The sequence below is a fragment of the Clostridium sp. BJN0001 genome (assembly GCF_022869825.1).
In the GTDB taxonomy this organism is placed as follows: domain Bacteria; phylum Bacillota; class Clostridia; order Clostridiales; family Clostridiaceae; genus Clostridium.
Genome location: NZ_CP094971.1, coordinates 1,677,085 through 1,701,949 on the forward strand (window position 1 = coordinate 1,677,085; position 24,865 = coordinate 1,701,949).

Genomic DNA, 24,865 nt, shown 5'->3' on the forward strand with positions numbered 1-24,865 from the left:
TATTAACACTCCTTTTAACCAAATCTTCCTGTTATATAATCCTCTGTCCTTTTATCTCTTGGTTTATAAAAAATATCTTCAGTTTTACCAAATTCAACTACTTCACCATTTAAGAAAAATGCTGTCTTGTCAGCAATTCTTCCAGCCTGCTGCATATTATGAGTTACTATTATTACAGTATATTCTTTCTTTAATTCATCCATAAGATTTTCAACTTTGCTTGTTGAAATAGGATCAAGGGCAGATGTAGGTTCATCCATTAATATAACCTCAGGTGATACTGCAAGTGTTCTCGCAATACAAAGTCTCTGTTGCTGTCCTCCTGAAAGTCTCATTGCACTATCTTTTAATCTGTCTTTTGTTTCATCAAAAAGAGCAGCCTTTCTTAAACTCTTCTCTACTATCTCGTCAAGAGATACTTTATTTTTATTTCCATGTATTCTTGGTCCATAAGCTATATTATCATATATAGACATTGGGAAAGGATTCGGTCTTTGAAACACCATTCCTATACGCTTTCTAAGTGTTATCTCATCATAATCTTTATAAATGTCTTTTCCTTCAAATAATACCTTTCCTTCAATTCTTACACATTCAATTAAATCATTCATTCTATTTAATGTTCTTAAAAATGTAGATTTTCCACATCCCGATGGACCTATAAGTGCTGTAACTTCATTTTTGTTTATATCTAAATTTATTTCTTTAAGGGCTTTATTGTCTCCATAATAAAGAGATAAATCATTAGTTGTTATAATTCCCATAATAATCCTACTTTCCTTGATAAACTTTGATTATCCTATTCCCAATGAGTCTTGCAGATAAATTAAAAATTAATACTATAATCATTAATACTGCTGCAGTTCCATTTGCTATAGCAACTGCATCTGGAACTATTCCTTCAGAATTTAGTTTCCAAATATGAACTGCTAAAGTTTCTGCTGGTCTAAATAACGAAAATGCTGATTTGCTTCCTGTAAAACTTAGCATATCAAATTTAAAATTTGCAGAAGATAGTCCTGCTGTGTATAGAAAAGCTGCTGCTTCTCCAAATATTCTTCCTGATGCTAAAATAATTCCTGTAATTATTTCTCCAATTGCTGATTTAATTGTTATTTTACATAATGTCTGCCATCTTGTGGCTCCAAGCCCAAGTGATGCTTCCTTTACTTTAAGTGAAGCTGCTCTTATAGCATTTTCTGAAACTCTTGTCATTGCTGGAATATTTAATATACTTACTGATAATGCACCTGCAAGTATTGAATATCCCATATCCATAAAGTTAACAAATATAAGAAGTCCAAACATACCTATTACTATAGAAGGAAGAGATGACATTGTTTCAAGTGACATTGATATAAAATTAAGTATTTTACCTTCTTTTGCATATTCTGCAAGATATATTCCTGCACCGATTCCTATCGGAATAGTAATTAAAAGAGATATAAATAACATATAGAAAGAGTTAAAAAGCTGTATTCCAATACCTCCGCCTGCTCCTGTAAGCTTAGTTTTCCCAAAGATAAATGAAAATTTCAGCATTGGATAACCTTTATATAAAATGTATGCAATAAATGCTACTAGTATGAAAATTACAAATGCACTTATAACATAGAAAAAGTATGTCATTAATTTATCCATTTTTTTTGCATTCATGTTATTTTCCTCCCTTATCAATTCTTCTTACAATAACTATAAATCCAAACGATATAATAAGAAGAATCATTGCAAGAGACCATAATGCATCATTCCATACTGTTCCTCCAACTGTATTTGACATATCCATTGTAAGAATACTTGTAAGAGTTGACATAGATGATGTAAGGCTATTTGGAATTTTTATTGTATTTCCTATAACCATCTGTACTGCAAGTGCCTCTCCAAAAGCTCTTGCTATACCTAAAATTACTCCTGTTAAAATACCTCTTCTTGAGCCAGGGACTATAACTTTATATATTGTCTGCCATCTTGTAGCTCCAAGTCCATATGATGCTTCAATATGATCTTTTGGTATTGTTTTTACAGCATCTATAGAAAGTGTTGCTATTGTGGGAAGAATCATAAGTGCAAGTACGAGTATTCCTGAAAGTAGTGAAAACCCAGTACCACTAAAATGATTTTTCACAAAAGGAACTAAAACTGATATTCCAACCCATCCATATACTACAGATGGAATTCCAACTAAAATCTCAAGAGCCGGTTTCATTATTACTCTTCCAAATCTCTTTGATATTATATTTACAAACACAGCAAGTGAAATTGCAACAGGTGCACTAAGTATTACTGCACCTGCTGAAACAAATACTGAACCTATAATGAAAGAGAGAGCTCCAAAGGAAGGTGTCTCATCTCCTGGATTCCAATTATTTTTAAATATAAAATTTATAAAGCTGTATTTATCTGCAATAAATAGATTTAATCCTTTAATAAAAATGAATACTATGATTGCAATTGTAATTCCTATTATTAGAAAGGCACAAGCTATTGAAAATAACTTTCCTATATATTCATTTTTAAACTTTTCCTTTAAGCTTCTTTTTTCCATTATTTATCATCCTTTATTTATTCTTTAACTTTCATATCACTTATAGAAACAAATCCTAAATTGTCTACAATTTCCTTTACTTCACTACTTGAAATGTAATCAATAAACTGTTTAGAAAGTCCTTTTGCTTCACCTTTTGTATACATATGTCCCCATGACCAGAACTTATATGATCCGTCTGCAATACTGTTTTTCTCAGCACTAACACCATCAATCTTAGTTGCTACAATTCCAGCATTTTTAGCATCATCACCATTTAAATATGCAAGTCCTAAGTAACTAATTGCACCTTCATTTTGTTTCATAGCTGATAAAACAGCTCCATTTGAATCTTGCATAATTCCTATAGCATCATTTTCTTTAGTTCCATCTAATAATTTCTTTTCAAATGTTGCTCTAGTTCCTGATCCGTCTTTTCTATGGATAACAAAGATTTCTTGATCTTTTCCTCCAACTTCCTTCCAGTTTTTAATTTCTCCAAGGAATATTTTCTTTATCTGATCTTTTGTTAAGTTATCTACTCCAACTGATTTATTTACTGCAATTGCAAAGCTTTCAGCAACAACTTGATGATCAACTAATGTAGAAGCTTTATCTTTATCTAATTTCTCTTCTGCAAAAATATCTGAGTTTCCTATGTCTACTGTTCCATCCATTACCTGAGTAAGTCCTGTACCAGATCCACCTGCCTGAGCACTTATTGAAGCATCAGGATATTTAGCATTAAATTTTTCTATTGCTTGTTCCATTAGTGGAAGTAATGCTGAAGATCCGCTTACTGTAATAGATCCTGCTATCTCTTCACTTGTTTCTTCACTTTTTGTAGAAGTACTATCGTTAGATCCTCCATTAAGTGAACCACAGCCTGCCATTGCAAAGCCCATTGACATTGTAAGTAAAGTACTCATACAAATTTTTAACATTTTCTTTTTCATAAAAAACCTCCAAAGTTTTTACTAAAATTTTTATTTTTTTCACTTTAATTTTCTGTACAAGTTTATAATACTCATTTTTTATTAAATCACTATTAACTTAATGTTAAGTTATATTATGCCTTTGTTAAATACTTGTTAAGCCATATTGCTACTTTGCATAATATTAATCTAAAAAACAAATACTATGATACTTATTCATTAAATATGTTTCCCCATAAGCTTTGAAAATATTATAAATAATTATAATATAATAATAAAAAAAGCTGCATAAGATTGAATTTTTTAATCAATCTTATGCGGCTTTTTTATAATTTTCAATTAATTTACAGGTATAATAACTGTAAATGTACTTCCTTTAGTAATCTCACTTTTAACATCAAGATTACCATTAAATGTCTTTACAATGTGTTTAACAATAGCAAGGCCTAATCCTGTGCCTCCTGTTCCTCCCTTTTTACGTGATTTATCAACACGATAGAATCTTTCAAATATTCTTGATATGTCTTCCTCTGGTATTCCAATACCATTATCTGAAACTATAAAATAATAAAATCTATTTTTACTATAGCTTTTAACATCTATAGTTTTTTCATCTTTTTGAGGGTCAGAATACTTTATTGCATTTTCAATTAAATTTAATGTCATTTGATAAAACTTATCTTTATCTCCTAGTATAAGTTCACTATTATCACTTTCATAATTAATCTTAACATTTTTCTTAATAGCCATATCCTTTACCATATCAAATACCGTGTCCAAAACAGTATCTGGAAGAAATTCATCTACATCACAAACTAGATTGCTTTCAATATTAGATAGGACAAGAATATCATTTATAAGTCTTGTGAGTCTTTCAGCTTCATTATTTATAATATCTAAAAATTTATTTCTTGTTTTATCATCGTTAACTATCCTTAAAGTCTCCGCAAATCCTTTAATTGATGTAAGTGGAGTTTTAAGTTCATGAGATACGTTGGCAACAAATTGTGATCTCATAAGTTCAACTCTCTTCATGTCAGTTATATCCTGAAAGTTTATTACAAGTCCTATTTTCTGATCAAAACTCAAAAGTTCAGATTTGCTTACTCTTAAATCACGTTCAATTGGATGGAGCACTTTTATTTCTTCTGTAGTCTTTGAATCATCTTCAAGAAAACTTTTTATATCATAATCACTAAGACATGATAAGATATTTTTATTCTGAACATTCTTTTTTATGCCTAAAAGCCTATATGCAGAAGGATTAATCGATATAATATTATTTTCATTATCGACTGCAATAATACCTCCAACCATACTTTTTAAAATTGATTCTAATTTTTCCTGCTTATCAACTACTTCTTTAATCTTAAGCTGAAGTTCATCTGCCATATCATTAAAACTTTCAGCTAGTACCCCAAGTTCATCATTAGTTTTAACATCAGCACGAATCTTATAGTTTCCATTTTTCATTTTAAGTGTTGCCTCTTCAAGATTTTTTATAGGCTGCACTATTCTCTTAATAAATCTTAATGAAATAACTAATCCAAATATAAGTATCACAGCTAAAATCAAAATATAATACTGTACATTTTCTTTTTGAAATACTTTCATCATTTTTATAGGCACAGAAGTTCTTATTATAAGATTGTCATCTATCCTAGTTGCACAATACATATAACTAGCTTTCATAGTACTGCTATACCTTATTGAATATGCACTTCCATTTTCTATAGCATCTTGAACTTCAAGTCTTGATAAATGATTTTCTAACGTATTTACTTGATTGTCAAAAAGAACTTCTCCACTAATATCAATAAGCGTAATTCTGACATTCACATCATTTATTTTTATATCTAAATTTGAAAGTCCATTAAATTCTTCATCATCTTTTAAATAATTAGTCTGTTCTATTAAATAATTATAATTTTTTAACTGCTGTTTAGTATTTTCTATTTCATCAAGATTAGTTAATAAAATAAAGAATGAACCTGCAATTAGTGCACAAAATAATATTATTGTAAATACAAAAATTAAAATTTTATTTTTCATAATCATTACGCGTTAAATCTATAACCTACTCCTCTTATAGTTTCTATAAATTTAGGATTTTTATCATCCTTTTCAATCTTCTTTCTTAAATATCTAATATGGACATCTACTGTTCTTGTCTCGCCTATATATTCATATCCCCATATTTTATCTAAAAGAACTTCTCTTTTTAAAATTTTCCCCTTATTTCTTATAAGCATTGCTAGTAGCTCAAACTCTTTTAAAGTAAGATCAATCTTCTTTCCATCTTTAAACACTTCATGTCTTTCAAAATCAACTTTAAGATATGAATTTTCAAAAATTCCATTTATATCACTTTTTTGAATCGGTGATTTTCTTCTAAGAACTGCCTTAACTCTTGCTAAAAGTTCTCTTACTGAAAATGGCTTTGTTATATAATCATCAGCTCCAAGTTCAAGACCAAGAACTTTGTCTAGTTCTTCACTCTTCGCTGTAATCATTATTATTCCAGTATTTATTGTATCTGGATTCTTCTTTATTTCCTTGCATACATCTAAACCATCTATACCAGGAAGCATAAGATCAAGCAGAATCAAATCTGGTTTCTCTTGATTTGCTATTTTTAATGCTTCTATTCCATCTCCTGCTGAAAATACATTATATTCTGAATTTTCAAGATTAAATCTTAAAAGTTCAACTATATTTTCTTCATCATCAACTATTAGAATTTTTTCTTTTGCCATAATTACTCCCCTTTACTTTAAATATACAAAGGCAAACATTCTTCCATATGAACCTTCGCTCTTTCTATATGAATAAAGTTTAATTTTGCTGCTACAATATGTGCATAAATCTATAGAATTTATATTACTTTCTAATATACCAGCTTTATTTAAATCACTTTCTATACAGGTTTCCATAGATAAGTTATTTTTAAATATTAACTTGTCCTTTTTTATATAATTCTTCTTTTCTATAAATTTTTCTCTAAGGTCTTTAGAAACTTCATAACAGCATTTTCTTATATGTGGTCCAATATATGCTTTAATATTTTCAGGATTAACATTATATTTTTTTTTCATACATTCTACTGTCTTTAAAGTAATTGACTCATATGTTCCTCTCCATCCACTATGGATCGCTGCACATACTCCATCTTTTTTAGAAATTAAAATAATAGGAACACAATCTGCTGTGAAAACTCCTATAATAGTATTTTTTAAATTTGTAATAAGTGCATCTGCTTCAGAGTCTTTAACTTCATATTTATTTTCAGAATTAACTTCTAAAACTTTATCACTATGTATTTGTTTTAAATATATAATATCGTTAACTTTAAATTCTTCTTTAAGTGAATTTAAATTATTAACTCCAATATCTGTTGCTCTGTTAAAACTTCTACCACATTCTGCATTTGTAAAAACTATTTTATACATACTATCATCTGCAATTAAATAGTCCTTTTTCATTATCATAGAATCTGCTTTTATTATATTCACAAAATTCCTCCTAATTTAATATTAACATTTATTCAAATATAAATTTTATTTTTAACTAAATTTTAACCTATATATAACATCTATAGATAAAAATAGGGACTAATAGTCCCTATTTTTTTGGTATAAGATTTTTTATTTCCTCTAAAAAAGTATTTATATCTTTAAACTGTCTATATACAGATGCAAATCTTACATATGAGATTTCATCTAGTTCTTTTAATCTTATCATAACCATTTCTCCTATTTGTTTTGATGCAATTTCTGTAACCATAGTATTTGAAATGGTTTTTTCTATATCATCTGCAATACATTCAATTTGTTTTCTAGATACAGGCCTTTTTTGACATGCAATAATAAGGCCTTTTATAATCTTATCCTTATTAAAATTTTCTCTTGTTTGATCTTTTTTGACAACTAAAATAGGAAAATCTTCTATCTTTTCATATGTAGTAAACCTTTTTGAACACTTTAAGCATTCTCTTCTTCTCCTAATTGTAGTATTATCATCTGTAGATCTTGTATCTATTACTTTACTTTCTCCATATGCACAAAATGGACACTTCATTGTTTCACCCACCAAACTAAGTATTATAGCTTTATTATACATATTTTATGTTTTTTTTTCTACATCTTATTCATTTTCTTTAGTAGAAACATTAGAATTATTATTCACTAATATTACATCTAAACCAATTTTAACAATGTTTTTCCATAAAACTTCCTTTTCATCTTCTTTTGAAAACCATCCACTATTTTCTTCTTGTATAATTAATGATACTACTTTATTTTCTCTGCAGTCGAATTTAAAGTCTCTCGGAAATCCTAATTTTGATCCTGTATCAATATCTATGATTTCCATATTTCTTATTGCGTTTAACGAATGCATATTAATCTCCATATAAATCACTCCTAAACTTTATTCTGACTATACTATATGATTAATATGATTCTTATATTACATATTAGACTTGTTTTTTCATATGCTTAAGTGCTGTTTTTTCAAGTCTTGAAACCTGCGCTTGAGATATACCTATCTCATTTGCTACCTCCATTTGTGTTTTTCCACTAAAAAATCTTAAATTTAAAATAAGCTTTTCCCTTCTATTTAATTTTTTCATTGCTTCTTTTATAGCAATATTTTGGAGCCAGCTTTCATCAGTATTTTTTGAATCACTTATCTGATCCATTACATATATAGCATCTCCTCCATCATGATAAATAGGTTCAAAAAGCGAAACAGGATCCTGTATTGCATCAAGTGCAAAAACGACTTCCTCTCTTGGAAGATTAAGATCTCTAGCAATTTGAGAAATCGTAGGTTCCTTGCTATGTTCCTTTAAATATTTTTCTCTTGATAAAAGAGCTTTATATGCTATATCTCTTAAAGATCTGCTTACCCTTATTGAATTATTATCACGCAGATATCTTCTTATTTCACCTATTATCATAGGAACTGCATATGTAGAAAATTTTACATTCTGTGAAAGATCAAAATTGTCTATAGACTTCATAAGACCTATACAGCCGACTTGAAATAAATCATCTACATTCTCCCCACGATTATTAAATCTCTGAATAACACTTAATACAAGACGTAAATTTCCTTTTATAAAGGTCTCCCTTGCTTTCTTATCACCTTCCCTCATCTGCAGAAGAAGTTGTTTTTTTTCCTTTTCCTTTAATATTGGAAGTTTTGAAGTATTAACACCACAAATTTCTACTTTGTTTATTGCCAAAAGTATCAACCCCTTCGAAGTTATAATGTATCTTGCATTAAACATTATCTCCGTTAGTTAATACTTTTATACTAAAGACAACCTAAATCATCTTATTAATTTCTTTTTTAAGTCTTTTAATAATTCTCTTTTCTAACCTTGAAATATACGATTGAGATATTCCAAGCATATCTGCAACCTCTTTCTGAGTCTTTTCTCTCGTTCCATTTAAACCAAATCTTAACCTTACAATTTCTTTTTCTCGATCATTTAAATTTTTAAGTGCTGTAAATAATAGCTGTTTATCGACTTCATCTTCAATAAGGCTATATACTGTATCATTATCTGTTCCTAATATATCAGAAAGTAAAAGTTCATTTCCATCCCAATCTATATTAAGTGGTTCATAAAATGATATTTCTGCTTTTATCTTACTATTTCTTCTTAAATACATGAGTATTTCATTTTCTATACACCTTGATGCATATGTTGCAAGTTTAATTTTCTTCTCTGGATTAAATGTATTGACTGCTTTTATAAGTCCAATTGTCCCAACTGAAATTAAATCTTCAACATTAACACCAGTATTTTCAAATTTTCTTGCTATATAAACTACAAGTCTTAAATTTCTTTCTATAAGGGTACTTCTTACTGTATCGTCATCCTTAATTTTTTTTACAAGTTCTTCTTCCTCATTTTTTGATAATGGAGGAGGAAGTGCATCGCTTCCTCCAATATAGTGAAGCTTTTCTCTAAACAGATCTATATGACTTACAATTCTGTTTATTAATATACTTAATTGTTCCATAATATCCCCCTATAAAATACCTCTTGATAGCAATGCATTAAAGTCATTGCACTTACTAAATTTTTGTCTACATGGACATAAAATAACATCTATTACAGTGTTTCTATTTTTACTATCTGTAAGTACCATGTTATTTACTTTAAACCCTTTTATTTTCCCATTATTATCTATAGTACTGTATGAAATATAATAAAATTTTTTTCCTTCCATTTCTTCATTTAGAATATCATCTTCAATTAAAACACATGGAAGATTTGTTACTGGTTCTGTAAGTTCATTACCTGTATCTAAAAAAGCTTTAACAATATATTTTTTATTTAGCTGAAATTTTATAGTGTAGATACAATTTTGAACTACCATCCTATTTTTTATATAGTAATAAATTCTGTCTGTTAAAATATATATTATTAAAACACTTAAAAGCAAAAGTTTTATGCTAAATTTTGTAATAGTTAATTTATCACCTATTTTATAGCTAACAAAAGTAAAATATAATGCTAATGAAAAACCACTTATCAAAAACGATACCATAAAAAATACAATAGTCATTTTAATAATCTGAGAAATTCTCTTTATTCCAGATGCAATATATACAATAAAACAGGTCATTAAAATTCTAAAAGGAGGATGTGAGAAAATATTAATGATTTCAAATAAGAGTGTGCATGTATATAATCCCCCAATAAGCGAAGAAGCTAATATTCTTTTCATATTTATGTTTATTCCAGAAAGTCTAAGTGTTATATAAATTACAGCTAAATCAACAATAAAATTTTCTAAAAACAGAACGTCAACATAAACAATCACTTAATATCTATCCTCCTTTAAGTAATATTATAGTATTTTTATCTTCAAAATTTTGTCATAAGATAAGGTATGTTATTGTTTTTTTATTTTTATTAATTCTTGTTATTCTAATATTTTAGACATCAAATAAATTTTTCCAACAAAAAAAATGTTCCGATATTAACATTTAATATCAGAACATTTTTAAAATTCTTATATATTTTGTTTTTATAAATTTAATTAGTGCTTTCTTGCTATTCTTAAGAATGCTGGAATATCAAGTTCATCTGAATCATCTGATGCTTCAGGTTCATTTTGAACTTTCTTTTCTTGAACCTTTTTCTCTTCCTTCTTAGGTTCAGCTTTAGCATCTTTTCCGTTTTCTGAAGAAACTTCTTCTTCATCTTCTTCATCACAGGCTCCAAAGCCTGTAGCTATAACTGTAATTCTAATTTCTTCTTTTAAATTTTGATCAATTACAGCACCGACTATTATATTAGCATCTGGATCAACAGCTTCTCTTACTATATCTGCAGCATCATACACTTCAAGTGCACCTAAATCTTCTCCACCTGTAAAGTTTATTATAACATCAGTTGCTCCATCTATAGATGTCTCTAAAAGTGGTGATGATATAGCTTGCTTTACAGCTTCTTGAGTTCTGTTATCTCCTTTTCCAAATCCAACTCCCATATGTGCAAGACCTTTATCAAGCATAACAGCTTTAATATCAGCAAAATCAGCATTTATTACACCTGTTATTGTAATTAAATCTGATATTGCTTGGACACCTTGTCTTAATACATCATCTGCTAACTTGAAAGAATCAAGTAAAGTTGTTTTCTTATCTGCCATTGTAAGAAGTCTCTCGTTTGGAATTATTACTAGAGTATCAACCTTCTCTTTAAGATTAGTTATTCCCATCTCTGCATGTCTCATTCTTCTTTTTCCTTCAAAAGGGAATGGTTTTGTAACAACACCTACTGTAAGAATATCCATTGATTTAGCTATTTCAGCGACTACAGGTGCAGCACCTGTTCCTGTTCCTCCGCCCATTCCTGCAGTAATGAAAACCATATTGGCACCCTTAATTGCAGAAGTTATTTCTTCTTTGCTTTCTTCCGCTGCTTTTTTACCTATCTCAGGATTAGCTCCTGCTCCAAGTCCTTTTGTAAGTTTTTCTCCAATTTGAATTTTCTGATCTGCATTTGAGAGCATCAAAGCCTGCTTATCAGTATTTATTGCGATAAATTCGACGTTCTTTAATCCTTCAACAATCATTCTGTTAACAGCATTACTTCCACCGCCACCGCAACCGATTACCTTTATTTTAATGAAATCTTCCTGAGTTTCATTATCAAAGTCTAACAAAATAACTCCCCCTTTAAATTATCTTTCTAAAGAAATTTTTAACCTTTGTTAAAATAGTGTCTTCTTCATTTTTTTCATTATCTTGATTTAATGTTTCTGCGTCAATAGGTTTTATATTATTTAAAGCTTCATTATCTATTGAAACTTTTTTTAAAATTCCAATTACATTAATAAGTTCTTCAGTATCCTTAAGAACTGCCATAGAAGTAATATTTTCAGAACTTCTAAGTCCAAGCTCTTTATTAGTAATAACTTTTACATTTTTTTTTAAAATGCTCTTTGAAAATTCACCTACTTTTTCAAAGTAACTTAAACCATTTCCAAATAGAATTATACTACAAATATTATCATAATGGCTAGTCTTTTTCAACTGATTATTTACATAATTTAATATATCTTCTATTCTAGCATTCGTAACCTTATAAAATATCTCTTTTGAAATAGAAACAGTTCCAACATTTATATTTTCATTCACAGAATTATCATTAAACAAAGTTATGTAATTTCCAGAATAAATCTTTTTAAAATTATCACACTCTGTATAAGATAAATTTGTTGCTACAGAAAGATCCTTTGATATATTACTGCCGCCAGCAGGTACACTTGAAACAAATTCCACAATTCCATTATTAAATACTGCTAAATCTGATACTTCAGCACCAATATCAATAAGTACAATCTCCCCAATAGAATTCTTTTTATTCAAAAATATCTGCTTTGCTGAGAAAATATTTAATTTTATAAACTTAATATTAAATTTAGTATTCTCAAATATGTTATAATATTTGTCAATTACATCTTTGTCAATAATCGCAAGTGTAAAATTAATTTCTAAACTATTTGCTTTCCAGTTTAAAACATTTTTATCGAAAACTTTTCCATCTACGATATAAAAATTTATAATGGCATCAATAACTCTTTCATTTTCACTAACAGATTTCTTATAAGAAAGTGCTTTTTTATAAAGTTTTCTTATATCACTTTTTTTTATGCTTTCATTGATTTCTGTTTTTAAATTTATTTCAGTTATTCTAACTTTTCTTGATGATATTCCTATTGATACATCTGAAACTTTTTTATTAGTTCTTTTTTCAAGCTCTAAAAGTAATGACAAAACAGACTCTCTAACTTTAGCTTCATCATCTATTATTCCCTTTTTCATTCCTAAAGATGTGCATGATTCCACTGCAAAAATATCCATATCATCATTTTCATCAGATACTTTGCCAATTGAAGCTGATATTTTTCTGCTTCCAAAATCTATAGCCGCAATTATTTCTTCCTGCATATAAATTCTACCTCTCTTTTTGTAATACTTTATCTTTCGCTAAATTAACTTTTATTATTCTTTATCCATTTCTCATACGTATTTCTAGATATGATACCATTACTAGCAAGCCTTTTAATATCCATATCCATTGTCTGCATTCCAAATTTAGATCCAATCTGTATAAAGGTATCTATCTGCTCATAATTACCTTCACGTATAAGATTTTTTATTCCAGAAGTGCAAACCATTATCTCCATAGCAGCAGTTCTTCCTATGCCACTTGCATTTTTAAAGAGTATCTGAGATACAACACCTCTTAATAATGATGCTAACTGAATTTGAATTTCTTTTTGATGCCCACTCTCAAATGAATTTACAATTCTATAGATACTTTCAGATGCACCCATATTATGTAAAGTAGAAAAGACCAAATGACCTGTCTGTGCAGCTCTTAAAGTGCTTTCTATAGTCTCTCTATCTCTCATTTCACCTACACATATAATATCAGGATCTTCTCTTAACGCAGCTTTCAATCCTGTTTCATAATTTAATGTATCTTCTCCAACTTCTCTTTGGTTAATCATCGACTTATTTGATTTATACATATATTCTATAGGATCTTCAAGCGTAATAATATGTTTTTTCATACTATTATTAATCTCATTAATCATTGCTGCAAGTGTTGTGCTTTTTCCTGATCCTGTTGGCCCTGTAACAAGAACAAGTCCATCATGATATTTTATAAAGTCATATAAAATAGCATGCGGTGCTATATCAGTTAATTTAGGAATATGTTCTCTTATTACTCTTAATGTTATTGAAAAATTTCCTCCGCTTTTAAAGATATTAACTCTAAAGTTTGAAAAACCTGGTAAATAGTATTTAAAATCTAGCTCTCCATATTTTAAAAATTTATCATATTTATCACTTATTAGTTCTTTAATATATTCTTCAACAACTTTATGAGGAATGGAATCCTCAGACGCAGTTATAAGTAAACCATCAACCCTTATCATTGGCGGTAGATCCGATGTAATATGAATATCAGAAACTTTCTGAACATCAATACTTTTCAAAAATCTATCAATTTTAGCCACATTATTACCCCTTTATAATAATATCATTGCAGACTAAAGATTTGATAAAAACGTTTTACAAATATCAGCCTGCAACTAAACATACCATTTGCTATAACTAATCTCCCACTTCATTAATGTATCACTTTTTTCCTACTTTTGTCAATAAACTAATTAATTTTTTTAAATATAATTTAATATTTTGATGTTAGCTCTTTCTTTAACTTTTTTAATGCTTTTTTTTCTATTCTTGAAACATAAGATCTTGATATTCCAAGACTTGCTGCTATTTCTCTTTGAGTCTTACATTTTCCATCTATAAGTCCATATCTTAATATTATTATTGTGCTTTCTCTCTTATTAAGTGATTCTGTCAGTTTTCTATATAATGCTTTTATTTCAAGATTATTTTCAACCTTTTCAAGTACCGAATCTTTTTCACTACTTAATATGTCTAACAAACAGAATTCATTTCCTTCTTTATCTACCCCTATAGGATCTTGAAGATATACTTCACCTTTTTGCTTTTTATTATTTCTAAATAGCATTAATATTTCATTTTCAATACATCTTGAAGCATAAGTTGCTAACCTTGTTCCTTTTTTATAATCAAAAGAATCTATTGCCTTTATAAGACCTACTGTTCCTATAGATATAAGTTCATCTATATCTTTATTAGGAAATGAATATTTCTTTACTATATGTGCAACTAATCGTAAATTTTTTTCTATTAATATGCTCTTTGCAAGAGTGTCACCATCTCTTAATTTTTTTAAATATATCTTTTCTTCTGCTTCTGTTAGAGGCTGTGGAAATGTATTTCCATTTGTTAAATAACCAGATAAGAAAAACGAATTACAAAATAAGTCTATCAGATTATTAAATACAAACACTTTTATCCCCCATAGTAATGCTTAATATTATAATATGATTTGCTTTTGTAAAAGTTTCCTTATTATTTTATTTATTTAATTTTTCAACAATATCTTTAAATATAGGTGCAGCCGTATCTCCACCTCCTAAATCTGTATTGTCTCCTTCTTTAGAATTTAAATTTGGTGTAAATACTATCATAGAATACTTTTTATTATTTATATTAAAATATCCTCCAAACCAACCATGAGTATAACCTTCAGAAGATGTTGCAGAACCGGTCTTTCCTCCAATATCAACTCCGTTTACATTAGCTTTTTTTCCTGTTCCATTTATAACAACATCTTTCATAAAATCTTTAACTATTTTACTTGTTGTCTCTGTAAATATCCTCTTTTGATCTGTCTCAAATGTTTTTATGCATTTATCATTACTATCTAATATTTTTTCTACCAGATACGGTTTTACATATATTCCCTCATTATTTATAGTATTAATAGCACCAAGTATCTGAAGTGGCGTTACATTCATGCACTGACCTATAGATATATTACTTAATCCATACTCTTCTTTAGGTTCTAGACCTTCTGATTCATTTTTCGAATCTCCACTTACATTTAAAACTTTATTGTAAAGTCCTAAAGATTTTGAAGTTTTCATAAGATTGTCATACCCAATTTTTTTACCTATATCAGCAAATATATCATTACATGATTTTTTAAATGCTTCTCTAACTGTAAGTGTTCCATGGCATGTTCTACATATAGCTCCTCTGCAAACAAATTTATCATTAATATTTATTAATCCTCTATCAATTGCAGTTGCTAATGTTATTATTTTATATACAGATCCAGGTTCATATCCAATTGAATCTATACACATATTAAGGTCAGGCTCACTTTCATCTTTTTGTATCATAGCTCTTATTTTCCCTGTATCTGATTCCATTATTGCAACTGATGCATTTTTTAAATATGAGTATTTATCATCCGATAAAACTTCTGCAATTTTATCCTCCATATCCATATCAATTGTTAAAGCTATATTATTATTCTGTTCACTAGTTTCCATATTTTTAATACTATATTCAGATTTATCATCAAGATAAAAGTACTCTCTTATATTTTGATTATTTTTAAGATAATTTGAAAGTCCATCAAAAAGAGATCCATCAGGCCATTTTTCATCTAAAATATCAGAAAAAATACTACCTATACTCCAAGCCTTTTTTATATCAGCTTCATCATATATATAGGTGTAAATTCCTTTTATATTTTTTAATTTACTTATTTTATTAAATGTATCTTCAGAAATATCATAATAAATTTTCCCTTTATTTTTCATAATATCTATATAGTTGAAATCTTCTTCTTCAGACTTCATTATGTAATTAAATGACATAAGATCTTTTAAATTTTCTTCGTAATTATTAAGAGTAAATGGTCTTACATCTATTACGAGAACATATTTTTTATCATATCTCATTAAATCTTTACCATTTGTATCATATATTTTATATTTCATACTGCTTATATTTTCTTCTTGGTGATTTTGATAAGATGATAAAACATTTAAAGAAGGCTTCATCTGAAGAAAATAAAGTCTTACACCTAAAAATATAAAAATAACAATAAAAGCAGCTAAAATTCCTAAAAATCTTTCTTTTTTATATATAAAAGATAAAATAAAAAACACCTCTTTTCAGCTAAATTCTAGCCAAAAAAGAGATGTTTTATACATATTTTTAATTTTTTGCTTTAATTAAAAGATCTTTAATTTTAAGTTTTTTATCTACAGTTACTTTATAAATCATCTGAGCTCTAGGTGCTGAATCTATAGGAGTTCCATTTTTCTCGCACATATCATTTAATTTTATTTTAAAATTATCTCCTTCAGGTCTTAGAACTTCTACTTCATCACCATTTAAGACTTTATTTTTTTGCTCTATTGTAGCTATCATATTCTTTTCATCAAAATCTCTTACTATACCTATGATATCTGCAGATCTTATATATGATGAGCTTTCATATATCTGTTTGTCCTCAGCTCCATAATAAAATCCTGTTGTATATTTTCTATGACTTACTCTATTTAAATTTTCCATCCATTTTGGATCAAATTTATAATTGTCTGGATCTTTAAGATATGCATCTACAGCCTGTCTATATGATTTTACAACAGCTGCTACATAATATGCACTCTTCATTCTTCCTTCTATTTTTAATGAATACACTCCAGCTTTTATAACATCATCAATATGTTCTATCATGCATAAGTCTTTTGAGTTCATAATATATGCTCCGTTTTCATCTTCAACGATAGGATAATATTCTCCCTGACGTTTTTCTTCAACAAGTGCATATTTATATCTACATGCTTGAGCACATGCACCTCTATTTGCATCTCTTCCTGTCATATAATTTGAAAGAAGGCATCTTCCAGAATAACTTATACACATAGATCCATGTACAAAAGCTTCAAGATCACACTTATCATCAAGCTTTTCTCTTATCTCTTTAATTTCAGTAAGTGATAATTCTCTTGCAAGAACTATTCTTTTTGCTCCAAGTTTATACCAAAATTGTGCTGATTTATAATTTACATTATTAGCTTGAGTGCTTATATGTATCTCAAGATCAGGAGCAGCTTCTTTTACAGCCATAAAAATTGCAGGATCAGATACTAACACAGCATCCACATTCATATCATTAAGTTCTTTAATATATGAATCTATTCCTTTTAAATCATTATTATGAGGAAATACATTTAAAGTTACATATACTTTTCTGCCTCTCTCATGAGCATATTTTACACCTTCTATTAAATCCTCATTTGAAAAATTATCAGCAAATGCTCTTAAATTAAGTCTGCTTCCTCCGAGATATACGGCATCTGCACCAAAGTCTATAGCGACTTTTAATTTGTCAAGATTACCCGCTGGTGCTAAAATTTCTGGTTTTTTCATAATAATTACCTCCTCTTTGTGACAGCAATACCATCGCCCATAGGTATTACACTTGTAATAAGATTTTTATCACTATTTACCATCTGTAAATACGTTCTCATCCTTTTTACTATTGTTATCTTTCTTCTTTTGACAAGTTCATCAGATGCAACCATTCCTCTAAATAATACATTATCTGCAACGATTACCCCATCATCAGATAAAAGTCTTAAACATTCAGGTAGAAAATGATTATAATGTCCCTTACCCGCATCCATAAATATAAGATCAAATTTATCATCAAGTTTTTTTAGAATTTCGAGGCAGTCTCCTTCTTCTATCTTTATTTTATCCTGAAGATTAAATTTTCTTATATTTTCATTAGCCTTCTCTATCATATCTTTATCTCTATCAATTGTAATTATAGAAGGTTTAGTTTTAGCAGCTTCATACATAAGTATAGCAGAGAAACCTACAGCTGTCCCAAGCTCTAATATTTTCATAGGCTTAACCATACTTGTAATAAGCTCTAAAAATTTTCCAGTTTCCTCTTTTACAATAGGAACACCATTTTCTCTTGCATCTTCTTCAATTTCTTTTAATTTTCCTTCTTTTTCATCTATAAGGCTCTTAATATATTGTTCCATATAGTCATATGTAATATTACTCATTTTTCTTCTCCTAATAACCTAATTCTTTTTTCTTATTCAAAAAATCATCATAACTTGCTGTAAAATAATGAGCGTCATCCTTATCAAGAATATAGTAAAGATAATCTGTATTTTCAGGTTTAAGTGCTGCAATTATAGATTTTTTGCCTGGATTCGCTATAGGACCTTCTGGAAGACCATCATATTTATATGTATTGTATGGTGAAGTACTTCTCAAGTGACTATTTAAAACTGTATCTACATGATATCCAATTCCATATATTACAGTTGCATCTATCTGAAGTTTCATATTTTTCTCTAATCTGTTATATATTACAGAAGAAATAAATGCTCTATCCTTATCTACCTTTGCTTCTTTCTCAATCATAGAAGCCACTATTATAGTCTTCTCATAATCTTCTGATGATATGTTAAGGCCAGTTTCATTTTCTATTTCAGTTAATATATCTGAAAATCTCTTAAGCATCAAATCAATTAACTGATCAGGAGTTATAGATTTTTTAAATATATATGTATCAGGATATAAATATCCTTCCAAATTATAGCGTTTTTCAGAATCTTGTTTCACAAATTCAGGAATAGAATGATTTTTTACCGCACTTATAAAATCATCTTTTGTAAATATTCCTTCTTTCTCCACAAGTTCAGCTATTTGATTGACTGTATACCCTTCAGGTATTGTAAGTTTTAGAATATCTTTATTGTCTCCACTTTCTAATGTATTTAAAAAACTTTTAAAATCAGTATTTTTATCTATTTCATACATTCCTTCTTTTAAATTAACTTTTCTCCTATTTAAAATCATGTTAATTTTCAAAAGTAATTCATTTCTGACTAATTTCTGATCATTAAGTTTATTAAGAACATCATTTACTCCATCACCACTTTCTACATTTATCACTAAAGTATCTTGAGAGAGTATAAATGGCTTTTTTATAGCATTGTTATATTGGACAATAAAAATTGAAATAAATATCAAAAATAAAGAAAAAATAATTACTGCTATTCTATTTTTCTTCATAAATTCCTCCAATAATAATTAAAAGTAAACAGTCCTAAGACCATTTACTTTTAATTATACATATTTCAGCATATTTTTAAAGACTTTTATTAATTCTTACTTCTGCTTACCATTCTTCTTCTTTCAGCACTATCTAAAATTTTCTTTCTCATTCTTATGCTCTTTGGAGTAACTTCAACAAGTTCATCTGAATTTACATACTCTAAAGATTGTTCAAGTGAAAATTGAGTTGGAGGTGTAAGTTTTAATGAATCATCAGCTCCTGATGATCTTGTATTTGTAAGTTTCTTACCTTTACATACATTTATATCAATGTCATCAGGTCTTGAACATTCTCCAACAATCATTCCCTGATATACTTCAACTCCAGCGCCTATAAATAGTTCTCCTCTTTCTTGTGCATTATAAAGTCCATAAGTTATTGAAACTCCGTTTTCAAATGAAACTAATGAACCTCTTGTTCTTCCAGGAATATCCCCTTTATATTTCTCATATCCATCAAACACATGGTTCATTATACCATTTCCTTTTGTATCAGTCATGAATTCATTTCTAAATCCTATAAGTCCTCTTGCTGGGATTCTGAATTCAATTCTTGTATAACCATTTACTGCTGATGTCATATTAACCATTTCTGCTTTTCTAGGTCCAAGCTTTTCCATAACTGGTCCCATGAATTCTTCTGGAACATCTATTGTTAAATATTCCATTGGTTCTTCAACATGACCATCTACTTCTCTTGTAATAACATTTGCTTTTGAAACCTGGAATTCATATCCTTGTCTTCTCATTTCTTCAATAAGAATTGATAAATGAAGTTCTCCTCTTCCTGATACTTCAAAACAGTCTGGGCTTAATTCTTTAACTCTTAAACTTACATTAGTTTCAAGTTCTTTATTTAATCTATCTCTTAAATGTCTTGATGTTACAAAGTCACCTTCCTGACCTGCAAATGGTGAATCATTAACCATGAAATTCATGCTTAATGTTGGTTCATCAATATTTACAAATGGAAGTGCTTCTGGTTTTTGAGAATCTGCAATTGTTTCTCCGATATTAGCATCAACTATACCACTTAATGCAACTATTTCTCCCATTGAAGCTTCTTCAACATCTTGCTTTTTTAATCCTTCATATGTAAATATACTTGTTACTTTGTAATTAGAAGTTGTTCCATCTGATCTTACTAATGCAACAGTCTGATTTCTCTTAACTTTTCCTCTCTGTATCTTTCCTATTGCTATCTTACCAACATACTCATTAGTATCAAGTGTAGTAACTAGCATCTGGAATGGTTCATCAATATATCCTTCAGGAGGTGTAACATGCTTTAATATAGTTTCAAATAAAGGAGTCATATCCTTTGATTCATCATCCATATTATATTTAGAGATTCCATCTCTTGCAGATGCATATATTATTGGGAAGTCAAGTTGTTCATCATTTGCACCAAGTTCAACAAATAAATCAAATACTTCATCAATAACTTCATCTGGTCTTGCATCTTTTTTATCAATCTTATTTATTACAACAATCGGTCTTAATCCTAATTCAAGAGATTTCTTAAGAACGAATTTAGTTTGTGGCATAGGTCCTTCATATGAATCGACTACAAGTAAAACTGAATCAACCATCTTAAGTACTCGTTCAACTTCTCCACCGAAATCAGCATGTCCTGGAGTATCAACAATATTTATTTTTACTCCGTTATGCATAACAGATGTATTTTTTGAAAGAATAGTAATTCCTCTTTCTCTTTCTATATCATTGGAATCCATTACTCTCTCTTCTACTTTTTCATTGCTTCTAAATACATGACTCTGCCTAAGTAATGCATCAACCAAAGTAGTCTTACCATGGTCAACGTGGGCAATAATAGCAACATTTCTAATATCTTCTCTTTTTGTTAATTCCATTTCTATTCCTCCAAACAGTATAAAACTGCAGTATAAACATTTATTTGAAAATGTAAACCTATAAATAAAGTTTTCCAAAATAAAATTGGATACAATAAAGTATCCAATCTATACGAAACTTCTTTTAGTATAATATGTTTTTTTATAGAAGTCAAGTTTTAAATTTCTATTATTAAAATTCCATAATTATAGGAAGAATCATAGGTTTTCTCTTTGTCTTTTCATAAAGGAATTCCCTTAATTCATCTCTCATTCCAGATTTTAATGTTGACCAATCTGTAATCTTATTTTCTTCGCATTTTCTTAATACATTTTTAACAATATCTTTTGCTTCTTCCATAAGACTTTCTGATTCTCTAACATATACAAATCCTCTTGAAATTATGTCAGGACCTGAAACAACTTTTCCTGTACTTTTTTCAATTGTAACAACAACAGTTAAAATACCATCCTGCGAAAGATGTTTTCTATCTCTTAAAACTATATTTCCAACATCTCCAACACCTAATCCATCAACAAATACTTGACCAGATGTAACTGTTCCTGCTCGTTTTATATAATTTCGTGTAACTTCTATTACATTACCATTATCTTGTGGTATAAGAAGATTCTTTTCAGGGAGTCCTAAATTAATAGCAAGTTCTCCATGCTTCTTTAAATGTCTATATTCTCCATGTACTGGTATAAAGAATCTTGGTCTTACTAATGAATGCATAAGTTTCAATTCTTCCTGACAAGCATGACCGGAAACATGAATCTTTTCTAATTTATCATATATAACTTCTGCACCCTTTTGGAAAAGCTGATTTACAACTTTTGAAACAAATTTTTCATTTCCTGGTATTGGTGTTGCCGAAATTATAACGGTATCTCCTGGTATAATATTTACTTTTCTATGCTCTGATGCTGCCATTCTCGCTAATGCAGACATAGGCTCGCCCTGACTTCCTGTAGTTATTATAACTATTTTTTCAGGTGGATATTTTGAAATTTGATCTATAGGTACTAAAATATCATTTTCAGCCTTAATATAACCAAGTTCTATTGCTACTTGAGCAATATTCTCCATGCTTCTTCCTGATACTGCTACCTTTTTATCATATTCTGCCGCTGCATCTATAATCTGTTGTATTCTATGAACATTAGAAGCAAATGTTGCAACTATAATTCTTCCTTTTGCTTTTCCAAAAAGCCTTATAAATGTTTCACCTACAACCTTTTCTGATTGTGTATAACCTGGTCTTTCTACGTTTGTAGAGTCAGCAAGCATAACAAGTACGCCTTTTCTGCCTAATTCTGCAAATCTTCCAAAGTCCATAATTTTCCCATCAATAGGTGTATAGTCCACCTTAAAGTCTCCTGTGTGTAAAACGACTCCAAGTGGTGTATGAATTGCAATAGCTACAGAATCAGCTATTGAGTGATTCGTTTTAATAAATTCTACTGAAACATTATCTAATTTAACTATGTCTCTTGGCTTAACTCTTACAAGCTTAGTAGTACTTAATAAACCATGTTCTTTAAGTTTTGTTTCTACAATACCAAGTGTAAGTTTTGTTCCATAAACAGGAACATTTAATTGTTTTAAAACATATGGGAGTGCTCCTATATGGTCTTCATGACCGTGTGTAAGGAAAATTCCTTTAACTCTTTCAGCATTTTTAATAAGATATGATACATCTGGTATTACTACATCTATTCCATACATATCTTCATCCGGAAATTTCAAGCCACAATCGATGACTACAATATCATTTTTATACTCTATAGCAGTAATATTTTTACCGATTTCATTTATTCCGCCAAGAGGTATAATTCTTATTTTAGCTCTCTCGTTTTTCATATTTTCCCTCCTTCATATTTTGTTAATTTATAAACAAAGGTCTTTTTACCTTTTATTCATCTTTCATTTTCTTTTGGCAATTACTGCATATTCCATAAAATTGAACAGCATGATCTACTATTTTAAAATTGTATTTTTCCTTAATATCATTTTCAAGTTGTTCTAGTAAATCATCCTGAACTTCAAAAACTTTTCCGCATACATTACAAATGAGATGATGATGTCTATGGACTTCATTTTTGTGAACAAGCTCATATCTTGTACATCCATCATTAAGTTCAAGTCTTGAAACTACATTCAATTGCAAAAGAAGCAAAATTGTCCTATAAACTGTTGCAAGCCCAATTTCAGGACAGATTTTCTTAACTTTATCATAAATCTGTTCTATAGTAAGATGCTTTCCCTCATTATCAATTATAGTATCAACTATAGCTCTTCTCTGCGGTGTCAGTTTATATCCTTTTTTTCTTAATTTATCTTTAAGGACATCAATATCTATAATAGTAGAATTACCCAATTTAAAAACCTCAATTCCTAAGTAAAAATAATTACTTTTACTGCTCTTCCATTGTCAATTCATAAGCTTCAGAAACCATTTTAAATTCATCATCGTCTTCTTCAAGTGCTACAAATATAGTACTTCCGTCTTCATCATCATATAATTTAAACGCATAAGCATCTGAAGTATCCTCATTAGTAGGAAATGCAACTATATACTTTCCTTTTAATTTTTCTATTTCAAAGTAAGCTATAACTTCAAACTTTACATCATTTCCATCTTGATCTGGTATATATACAAATTTTGTATTTTTATCCATTTTGTCATTCCTCTCTGAATTCTATTTTGATATACTATCTAAATAACCCTGCAAAATATATGTTGAAGCAATTTTATCGACTATCTTCTTTCTTTTATTTCTAGATAAATCCGCTTCAAGCATTGCTCTTTGTGCTGCAACAGTTGTAAGCCTTTCATCCCACATGATTACTTCAAGATTAGTTTCTTCTTCTAAAATTTTAGAAAATCTAATTGCGATTTGACCAGATTCTCCAATTGTTCCGTTCATATTTTTAGGAAGTCCCAAAACTATTTTTTCAACATTATATTCTTCTATGATTTTTTTTAACGATTGCATATCCTTTTCTGCATTTTTTCTTCTTATCGTAGTTATTCCTTGTGCTGTATAACCTAGCGGATCACAAACTGCAACTCCAATCGTTTTCTGTCCTAAATCAAGTCCCAAGATTCTCAAATACTCTACACTCCCTATATAAAAATAATTATCTATAAAAATAAAAGCGCCCGTTAAACGGGCACTTTTATTTTATCTCTAAATAAGATTTTATAACTTCCTCTAGTATCTCGTCTCTTTCAAGTTTTCTTACTAAAGCTCTTGCTCCGTTATAATTTGTAATGTAAGTAGGGTCTCCTGAAATCAAATAGCCTACCAATTGATTAATTGGATTATATCCTTTTTCTCTTAATGAATCATAGACTTCTGATAATATTGTTTTTGTAAGAGCCTCTTTGTTTTTACTCATATCAAACTGCATTGTATTCTCAATATTACTACTCATTTAATACGCTACTTATTAAAGT

General features: G+C 28.8%; 26 protein-coding genes. All 26 read right to left on the bottom strand.

All coding sequences use genetic code 11. From position 1 onward, the window contains the following. Nucleotides 1-14 precede the first annotated feature (14 nt). The 26 genes from pstB to MTX53_RS08230 all read right to left on the bottom strand — a co-directional run bounded on the left by pstB (nt 15) and on the right by MTX53_RS08230 (nt 24,843). The gene (gene pstB, locus MTX53_RS08105; RefSeq protein ID WP_244833237.1) at nt 15-764 is read right to left on the bottom strand and encodes a phosphate ABC transporter ATP-binding protein PstB; all 750 of its coding nucleotides are present in this window, start codon (nt 762-764) and stop codon (nt 15-17) included. 7 nt (nt 765-771) lie between these two features. Next, nucleotides 772-1,656 carry a phosphate ABC transporter permease PstA gene (pstA, locus tag MTX53_RS08110; RefSeq protein WP_244833238.1) on the bottom strand — a complete coding sequence of 295 codons (885 nt, stop codon included), beginning with the start codon at nt 1,654-1,656 and terminating at the stop codon, nt 772-774. A gap of 1 nt (nt 1,657) precedes the next feature. Then, nucleotides 1,658-2,545: a phosphate ABC transporter permease subunit PstC gene (pstC, locus tag MTX53_RS08115; protein ID WP_244833239.1), complete on the bottom strand. Its 888-nt coding sequence runs from the start codon at nt 2,543-2,545 to the stop codon at nt 1,658-1,660. 17 nt (nt 2,546-2,562) lie between these two features. Next, nucleotides 2,563-3,480 (bottom strand): phosphate ABC transporter substrate-binding protein, encoded by a 918-nt coding sequence (locus MTX53_RS08120; RefSeq protein WP_244833240.1) that lies wholly within the window; start codon nt 3,478-3,480, stop codon nt 2,563-2,565. A gap of 318 nt (nt 3,481-3,798) precedes the next feature. Then, entirely contained in the window at nt 3,799-5,511 is a 1,713-nt protein-coding gene (locus MTX53_RS08125; RefSeq protein ID WP_244833241.1) for a HAMP domain-containing sensor histidine kinase, read from the bottom strand. Between the two features lie 5 nt (nt 5,512-5,516). After that, nucleotides 5,517-6,215 carry a response regulator transcription factor gene (locus MTX53_RS08130; protein ID WP_244833242.1) on the bottom strand — a complete coding sequence of 233 codons (699 nt, stop codon included), beginning with the start codon at nt 6,213-6,215 and terminating at the stop codon, nt 5,517-5,519. A gap of 12 nt (nt 6,216-6,227) precedes the next feature. Next, complete coding sequence (pgeF, locus tag MTX53_RS08135) at nt 6,228-6,971, bottom strand: peptidoglycan editing factor PgeF (protein ID WP_244833243.1); 744 nt, start codon at nt 6,969-6,971, stop codon at nt 6,228-6,230. A 109-nt stretch (nt 6,972-7,080) separates the two neighbouring features. Further along, nucleotides 7,081-7,536 carry a transcriptional regulator NrdR gene (gene nrdR / locus MTX53_RS08140; RefSeq protein WP_244833244.1) on the bottom strand — a complete coding sequence of 152 codons (456 nt, stop codon included), beginning with the start codon at nt 7,534-7,536 and terminating at the stop codon, nt 7,081-7,083. Nucleotides 7,537-7,602: 66 nt separating this feature from the next. Next, on the bottom strand, nt 7,603-7,869 hold the full coding sequence (locus MTX53_RS08145) for a YlmC/YmxH family sporulation protein (protein ID WP_244833245.1): 267 nt from the start codon (nt 7,867-7,869) through the stop codon (nt 7,603-7,605). A gap of 64 nt (nt 7,870-7,933) precedes the next feature. Continuing rightward, nucleotides 7,934-8,707 carry an RNA polymerase sporulation sigma factor SigG gene (sigG, locus tag MTX53_RS08150; protein WP_244833246.1) on the bottom strand — a complete coding sequence of 258 codons (774 nt, stop codon included), beginning with the start codon at nt 8,705-8,707 and terminating at the stop codon, nt 7,934-7,936. An 82-nt stretch (nt 8,708-8,789) separates the two neighbouring features. Further along, a complete protein-coding gene (gene sigE / locus MTX53_RS08155; protein ID WP_244833247.1) occupies nt 8,790-9,494 on the bottom strand; it encodes an RNA polymerase sporulation sigma factor SigE in 705 nt (234 codons plus the stop codon). 9 nt (nt 9,495-9,503) lie between these two features. Next, on the bottom strand, nt 9,504-10,301 hold the full coding sequence (locus MTX53_RS08160; protein WP_244833248.1) for a sigma-E processing peptidase SpoIIGA: 798 nt from the start codon (nt 10,299-10,301) through the stop codon (nt 9,504-9,506). Between the two features lie 219 nt (nt 10,302-10,520). Beyond that, on the bottom strand, nt 10,521-11,651 hold the full coding sequence (ftsZ, locus tag MTX53_RS08165) for a cell division protein FtsZ (RefSeq protein ID WP_244833249.1): 1,131 nt from the start codon (nt 11,649-11,651) through the stop codon (nt 10,521-10,523). Between the two features lie 13 nt (nt 11,652-11,664). Beyond that, on the bottom strand, nt 11,665-12,939 hold the full coding sequence (locus tag MTX53_RS08170; RefSeq protein WP_244833250.1) for a cell division FtsA domain-containing protein: 1,275 nt from the start codon (nt 12,937-12,939) through the stop codon (nt 11,665-11,667). Nucleotides 12,940-12,983: 44 nt separating this feature from the next. Further along, nucleotides 12,984-14,018, bottom strand: a complete 1,035-nt coding sequence (locus tag MTX53_RS08175; protein ID WP_244833251.1) for a PilT/PilU family type 4a pilus ATPase — start codon at nt 14,016-14,018, stop codon at nt 12,984-12,986. Between the two features lie 173 nt (nt 14,019-14,191). Then, nucleotides 14,192-14,890, bottom strand: coding sequence for an RNA polymerase sporulation sigma factor SigK (gene sigK / locus MTX53_RS08180; protein ID WP_244833252.1), 699 nt, complete (start codon nt 14,888-14,890; stop codon nt 14,192-14,194). A gap of 67 nt (nt 14,891-14,957) precedes the next feature. Further along, nucleotides 14,958-16,565, bottom strand: a complete 1,608-nt coding sequence (locus MTX53_RS08185) for a penicillin-binding transpeptidase domain-containing protein (RefSeq protein ID WP_244833253.1) — start codon at nt 16,563-16,565, stop codon at nt 14,958-14,960. Between the two features lie 49 nt (nt 16,566-16,614). Next, a complete protein-coding gene (locus MTX53_RS08190; protein ID WP_244833254.1) occupies nt 16,615-17,835 on the bottom strand; it encodes a U32 family peptidase in 1,221 nt (406 codons plus the stop codon). 5 nt (nt 17,836-17,840) lie between these two features. Next, complete coding sequence (locus tag MTX53_RS08195) at nt 17,841-18,485, bottom strand: O-methyltransferase (protein WP_244833255.1); 645 nt, start codon at nt 18,483-18,485, stop codon at nt 17,841-17,843. A 10-nt stretch (nt 18,486-18,495) separates the two neighbouring features. Next, on the bottom strand, nt 18,496-19,506 hold the full coding sequence (gene mltG, locus MTX53_RS08200) for an endolytic transglycosylase MltG (RefSeq protein WP_244833256.1): 1,011 nt from the start codon (nt 19,504-19,506) through the stop codon (nt 18,496-18,498). An 89-nt stretch (nt 19,507-19,595) separates the two neighbouring features. Then, nucleotides 19,596-21,422: a translational GTPase TypA gene (gene typA, locus MTX53_RS08205; protein ID WP_244833257.1), complete on the bottom strand. Its 1,827-nt coding sequence runs from the start codon at nt 21,420-21,422 to the stop codon at nt 19,596-19,598. 172 nt (nt 21,423-21,594) lie between these two features. Further along, on the bottom strand, nt 21,595-23,265 hold the full coding sequence (locus MTX53_RS08210; RefSeq protein ID WP_244833258.1) for a ribonuclease J: 1,671 nt from the start codon (nt 23,263-23,265) through the stop codon (nt 21,595-21,597). Nucleotides 23,266-23,317: 52 nt separating this feature from the next. Next, nucleotides 23,318-23,782 carry a Fur family transcriptional regulator gene (locus MTX53_RS08215; RefSeq protein ID WP_244833259.1) on the bottom strand — a complete coding sequence of 155 codons (465 nt, stop codon included), beginning with the start codon at nt 23,780-23,782 and terminating at the stop codon, nt 23,318-23,320. Nucleotides 23,783-23,819: 37 nt separating this feature from the next. Then, nucleotides 23,820-24,083: a DUF1292 domain-containing protein gene (locus MTX53_RS08220; RefSeq protein ID WP_244833260.1), complete on the bottom strand. Its 264-nt coding sequence runs from the start codon at nt 24,081-24,083 to the stop codon at nt 23,820-23,822. 21 nt (nt 24,084-24,104) lie between these two features. Beyond that, nucleotides 24,105-24,518: a Holliday junction resolvase RuvX gene (ruvX, locus tag MTX53_RS08225; protein ID WP_244833261.1), complete on the bottom strand. Its 414-nt coding sequence runs from the start codon at nt 24,516-24,518 to the stop codon at nt 24,105-24,107. 67 nt (nt 24,519-24,585) lie between these two features. After that, nucleotides 24,586-24,843 carry an IreB family regulatory phosphoprotein gene (locus MTX53_RS08230; protein WP_244833262.1) on the bottom strand — a complete coding sequence of 86 codons (258 nt, stop codon included), beginning with the start codon at nt 24,841-24,843 and terminating at the stop codon, nt 24,586-24,588. Between the last annotated feature and the right edge of the window lie 22 nt (nt 24,844-24,865).